This window comes from Candidatus Eisenbacteria bacterium (assembly GCA_018831195.1).
Taxonomy (GTDB): domain Bacteria; phylum Eisenbacteria; class RBG-16-71-46; order CAIMUX01; family JAHJDP01; genus JAHJDP01.
In genome coordinates, this window is record JAHJDP010000089.1 from 1 (window position 1) to 5781 (window position 5781).

Here is a 5781-nt window from a genome sequence, read left to right on the forward strand (position 1 = left end):
TATCAGGGCATTACCTACACGACAAGGGAAAAGGTCGTCGATATCGGGCCCATCCATATGACAGCAGAGAAGACGAAAACGATTCCGCTGCCTCCGATCGTGGGAGGGCTTGCGCTTCTTGGCGGTATTGTATTGCTGGTTGTAAGTAACAAAAAGGGCTGACGATTAACGCCCCATATTTGTATCTCAAAACGAAGGATTAAGTGACCATGCGTATCACGTGTTTCAATGTTGCGAGGCGCCTGTGCGCCGCATCTATCTGTCTAATGCTCCTTTTCCTGTTTCCTCCTGCGGTGGCTGCGGACAGAACCGGTGATGAATTTTTGACCGGTTATATTACATCCATCCTTGAGCGGGACCTGAACTGGGGGAGAGACAGCTATATTTTGAAGGTTGTCAACGGGGTTGTTGCTATTACCCTATTTAAAGATGATCCGGCGCAACGGGAGGCGGCCGACAAACAGCTGCATGATATAGTCGGATTGCAGAGGGTAACGATTGTGGTGAAGCCTGCAGACACGAAGAAGCCGGGAGCGGTAAGCAGGTTTACGGGAATAACCGGCGACGGGGAAGCCTTTCCAACGGGCGACCTGTTCCGGCCACTAATCGCCGATCCTAAGCAGCCGCAGTTCTTTGTCGGCATAAATAGCTTCAGATCATCGGGTGAGAGATACACCATGGCGGCCGTAGGATTCGGAGAGACATTCGGCATGTACAGGTTCTTAGGCAGCCATGAGGGGAACGGTCTGCAACTGGGCTTGGCAGGCGCTATATTTGCCCGGTTCAACATGGATGCCCCTTCCCACGACCTCATCAACGCAGATTATACCATCGGCATTCCCGTAACTTACCGGAATGGTGACAATTCACTCCGCTTCCGCGTTTATCACCAGAGTTCACACCTGGGGGATGAATTCCTCCAGAGTGTTAATCCTCCCGAGCGGGTTAACCTCAGCTATGAAGCCATTGAGCTCATCTATTCCCGCGAATGGCAGGGATGGCGGGTGTACGGGGGCGGCGAGTCTTTGATACACAAGGAGCCGGCTGATCTAAAGCCGATGAGTGCTCACTGGGGGATCGAATATTGCGGCAGCAAGCCGCTTGTATTAAACGGCAGGCCGGTTGCCGGGGTGGACATGAAGAGCTTCGAGGAGCATAACTGGGCCATCGATACCAGCGTCAAGGCCGGTCTCGAGTTCGGTCATCCCAACCCGGGGCAGCGTCGCCTGCGCCTCATGGCCGAGTGGTACAACGGGTTTGATCCAAGCGGCCAGTTTTACAACAATAAGGTTGAATACTTTGGCCTTGGGGTTTCTCTGGGATTCTGACGGATTTTATCGAGTAGGTGTTTCACCCCTGTGGTATTGGGTAAAATCTCAGTGATGCCCAAAAAGGTGAAAATGAGTAAAAATATATTCAGGAAGAAAACTTTGTTGAAACATGGATGGAAAGAAAAAATCTATGAGACATTTTCAGGAGTCTCAACATGGTTCCGGCGTATGCGGGTGGGTGTCCTATCGGCAGTTCCGGGAATCCGCAATATCCGTTTAATCAAACTGAGCTGGCTCGTTTACCCCCTTATGTGCACAACAGTCATCACAGCCGCTATAATTGCAATCGGATTATATCACATCTATTTCGACCGAACAAACCTTCCTGACATAGACTCATTAGCCAATTTTGAGTTTCCTGCTATCGGCTGCGTATACGATGCCAATGGCCAGCCGCTTATTGAGCTGGCAAGAGAGTACAGGCGCATAACTAAGTATGAGGATCTGCCGCCCATTGTTCGTGATGCGATTCTTGCAACTGAGGACAAAAACTTCTTCTCACACAACGGAGTTGAATATTCCACAATTCCCCGCGTACTAAGTAAAGTGCGGATCGGCGCCTTGATGTCGCACCTCACACGGTCGGCAGGGCAAGAGGAGGTTAATAGTGGCGGCATCTTCCCGCAAGGCGGATCGACTGTCACGCAACAGCTTGTGCGCGGACATTTCCTTCAAAAGCTGACGGCTCAAGAAAACAGCAAATCGCTCCTGCACGGGTCACTTCTGCTCCGTGGATTGTCTCACATCATTGGCCCGCGAAGTGTTAACAAGCTGTATCGGAAACTGGAGGAGATGAGGCTATCGTTATGGGTCGAGGAAGAGATGCAGAAGCTTTTCGGCTCTAAACGCCGGGCCAAGGAAGAAATTCTGGCACGGTATGCCAGCTTTATTTACATGGGAAACGGTCAATACGGAATTGCGAGAGCGTCCGAGTATTACTTCGGTCGGCCTCTCGCCACTTTCACCGTGGATGATGCTGATAAAGCGGCACTGCTGGCAGGCATTGCAAAGTCGCCCCGTTCCTATGCGCCAAGCGCTAAAGAGACCGGGAGAATCCTGCGCCGGAGAAATCAATCCTGGCGCTTATGGCAGTCAACGGTTTTATCTCTCCGGACAGGGTCAGGGAGGCTGAAAAGCGCCCTATTCAGTCAGTCGCGTGGCACAGGGGCAAAATGCTCCCGGCTGCCGCGGTTGTTGAAAATGTCCTGCAGGAGCTCAAAACTTTCAACGCTGATCTCAGCGTTGAAGATCTTCTGCAGGGACGCATCAATATTTACTCGACTGTGGACGCCCGTGTGCAGCAAATTATGAATGAGGCGCTGGAGCATGGCCTTGAGCTTTATGAGAAGCGACACCCGGGTTCCAAAGGGCTAATCCAGGGATCTGTTATTGTGCTGAGGAACCGCGATTCGTGTATCCTTGCTGAGACAGGAGGACGTCAGTTCTATAAAGGCCGCTTAGCATCATATAGCGACTTTAACCGCGTCACGCAGTCCCTTCGTCAACCCGGGTCTGCAATGAAGCCCATTGTTTATCTTGCTGCTTTCCGTAAGGGAACATTTACCCTTGAGTCGATGGTTCCCGACGAACCGATCGGTGTTCCGGATGGGGGGGAACAAAGTCTGAAATGGATCTCAAACTACGATGGGCAATTCAAGGGCGTGATTCCACTCCGGGAGGCGCTTGCGGAATCCAGAAATGCCGTTGCAATTTGGATTACAGAGCAAATTGGCATTGACAGCGTCCTTAGAACCTCTGTGAGCCTGGGAATTCACACACCCTTGCTTCCGTATGCCTCGACTGCGTTGGGTGCCTCTGAAGTGAATTTGCTGGAGTTGGCCAATGCATACCGCGCAATGGCCTCGGGTATTCTCACCCAGCCGTATGTAATCAGGAAAATCGTACGCGATTCGGGTGAGGTTGTGGTTGAAAAAGAGAACAAGCGGTCAACGGTCGCTCTCAATGACGATGCTCTTTCTCTCATTCAGGAGGGCTTGCGTGGTGTCGTGCGAATTCCCACCGGTACTGCTCATTCACTTGACTCCAGAAGTTTCCCGATCGCCATTATGGGGAAGACAGGTACGACAAATGAGTTCAGGGACGCTCTCTTCATAGGCTCGACGTACGGCCCCGATGGAATAACTATAGCTGTCCGCATAGGCTTTGACGACAACCGTTCTCTTGGACGAAAAGAAACCGGGGGCAGGATAGCGCTTCCGGTCTTCAAGGAAATCATGCTCAGAGTATACCGGGAAAATCTCGTAGGCTCTGTGCCGAAGTTTCCGGCTCAAATGGAACAGAATATTAGCGCTTATCTTAAAGGCGATCCGACCGAATCAGCAGCGGTGACAGACACTTTTCTTGCTTCGATGTCTGAAATTCGGGTCGTTTCCAAGGATTAACTGAAAGCGGGTTTTTTCATGCAAATAGTTAACCTTATTCACTCGATTATGCCAGGAGGAACGATATGAAGATCTTAAAGACTGTGATGATATTGCTTGTGCTGCTTTTAGTGCCGGGTTATGCCCTCTCTGCGAATCCCGGTTATATGCGAGTGAGTCTTATCGAAGGTGATGTTCAGATAAAGACGCCCGACTCGGATGAATGGGGTATCGCGTCTGTTAATACTCCCCTTGCAGAGGGTGATGAACTTTGGGTCCCTCAGGACGGAAGGGTTGAACTCCAGCTGAACACAGGGACATATATCAGACTCGATGAGAGTTCTGCTCTCCAGATACTGTCGATGGATGAGGATTCTTCCCAGTTCTATCTGTCGCAGGGATATGCCTATATTTTTTATGATACTCCGGTGAGTGGAGGAGTTTTACAGATCGATACTCCCGACACGTCCACCCGGGCCTTCGACAGGGCGATCTTCAGAATCGATATGTCTGAGCAGTACACAGATGTGGCGGTCTACAAGGGATATGTTGAAACGGAGAACAATGTCGGAAATACAGGAATAGAAGCAGGACAAATGGTATCTCTCGGAGAGAACACGGACGGAGAGGTTTCTCCGATGGGGCCTCCTGACGAGTGGGAGAAGTGGAACAAGAAAAGAAACGACAGGGTCTATGCAGGAAGTGACGTGGGCTCCCGCTATCTGCCCTACGAACTCAGGCCGTATTCATCCGACTTTGACAGCTACGGCAAGTGGGTACGTGTTCGTGGGTATGGTAATGTCTGGACCCCGACGGTCGCAGCCAGTGCGAGCTGGTCTCCCTACAGAAATGGCAGATGGATATGGAGAGGCGGTGATTACATCTGGGTGGCTTAAGAGCCTTGGGGATGGGCGCCCTACCATTACGGTAGATGGAGCTTTGGTGTAAACATAGGCTGGTTCTGGGTGCCTCCTATTGATAATGAGGTTTACTGGGGCCCGGGATATGTCGGATGGGTCAGGACTCCTGATTATGTGGCATGGGTTCCTCTGGCCCCGGGAGAAATCTACTACGGCCGGGGCAATTACGGCCGGCACAGCGTAAACATAATCAATATTAATATTACCCGGGTCAAAATAACCAATGTTTATAAAAACGCAGATATTAGCAATGGGGTGACAGCTGTAAACCGGAACACATTTAATACGCGCAGACCAAGAATTGCTGATGTCGATAAAAACATCATACGGAAGAAAATATTCGTAAAAAACAATTTCAGTGTCGGCACACCTGATATTAAACCTACGAAAGAGAGTTATTTTGCTTCGACCAGGCAGATTCAGCCGGCTAAACTCCCGCCACAACGCTTCAGAGAATTGCGGGTGAAGGAATTAAAACACTCACGCCCGCTTATAAAAGATAGGGACAAATCCGTCCTAAACCCCGGTGTTAAGCCCGATTCACTGCCGCTAAATAGTGTCACAACGCCAAGAACTCCCGGGAGGGGAAAGCCCATGATTCATCAGGTTAAACCTGAGGAAATAAGGAAATCTGAAAAACCAGATGGCGGTCATATCGGCAGAGGCGGGAACCGGCAGGCTCATCCCGAGGAGAGAGTTAAGCCCGCTGCTCCTGAAGCCGTTCCCGCAGCAAGAGATGAAAAGCAGGGAGTTCAGCCTGCAGAGAGATTGAAATCAGGCACTCCTGCTGCCGGTCCAACCGACAGAGGCAAAAAACAGCAGGTTAAGCCTGAAGAAAGAGTTAATCCTGCTGCTCCGGAAGCTGTTCCAGCAGCAAGAGATGAAAAACAGCGAGTTCAGCCTGCAAAGAGATTTAAATCCGGTACTCCTGCTGCCGGTCTCCCAGACAGAGTTGAGAAGCAGCAGGTTAAGCCCGAAGAGAGAGTTAAGCCCGCTGCTCCTGAAGCCGTTTCCGAAATAAGAGGCGAAAAGCAGCAGGTTGAGCCTGTAGAAAAAAGAAATATCGTAGTGCCTGAACGCGGCACGACAGGCAGAGTTGAAAAGCAGCAGGTTAAGCCCGAAGAGAGAGTTAAGCCTGGTGCTCCTGAA

General features: G+C 50.8%; 5 protein-coding genes. All 5 read left to right on the forward strand.

Annotated features, from left to right (window positions below; translation table 11 throughout):
- Nucleotides 1-293 precede the first annotated feature (293 nt).
- Nucleotides 294-1328: a DUF1207 domain-containing protein gene (locus KJ970_15850; protein ID MBU2692397.1), complete on the forward strand. Its 1035-nt coding sequence runs from the start codon at nt 294-296 to the stop codon at nt 1326-1328.
- A gap of 30 nt (nt 1329-1358) precedes the next feature.
- Nucleotides 1359-2642: a transglycosylase domain-containing protein gene (locus KJ970_15855; protein ID MBU2692398.1), complete on the forward strand. Its 1284-nt coding sequence runs from the start codon at nt 1359-1361 to the stop codon at nt 2640-2642.
- Entirely contained in the window at nt 2627-3733 is a 1107-nt protein-coding gene (locus KJ970_15860) for a hypothetical protein (protein ID MBU2692399.1), read from the forward strand. Before KJ970_15855 ends, KJ970_15860 begins: the two co-directional genes overlap by 16 nt.
- Nucleotides 3734-3798: 65 nt before the next feature.
- Nucleotides 3799-4608: a FecR domain-containing protein gene (locus KJ970_15865; protein ID MBU2692400.1), complete on the forward strand. Its 810-nt coding sequence runs from the start codon at nt 3799-3801 to the stop codon at nt 4606-4608.
- A 69-nt stretch (nt 4609-4677) separates the two neighbouring features.
- Nucleotides 4678-5781: hypothetical protein (locus KJ970_15870; protein MBU2692401.1), on the forward strand; the 1104-nt coding region annotated here is incomplete at its 3' end.

Coding starts and splice junctions, on each gene's coding strand:
- KJ970_15865 (MBU2692400.1), top strand. CDS start 3,799: ATGAAGATCTTAAAGACTGTGATGATATTGCTTGTGCTGCTTTTAGTG.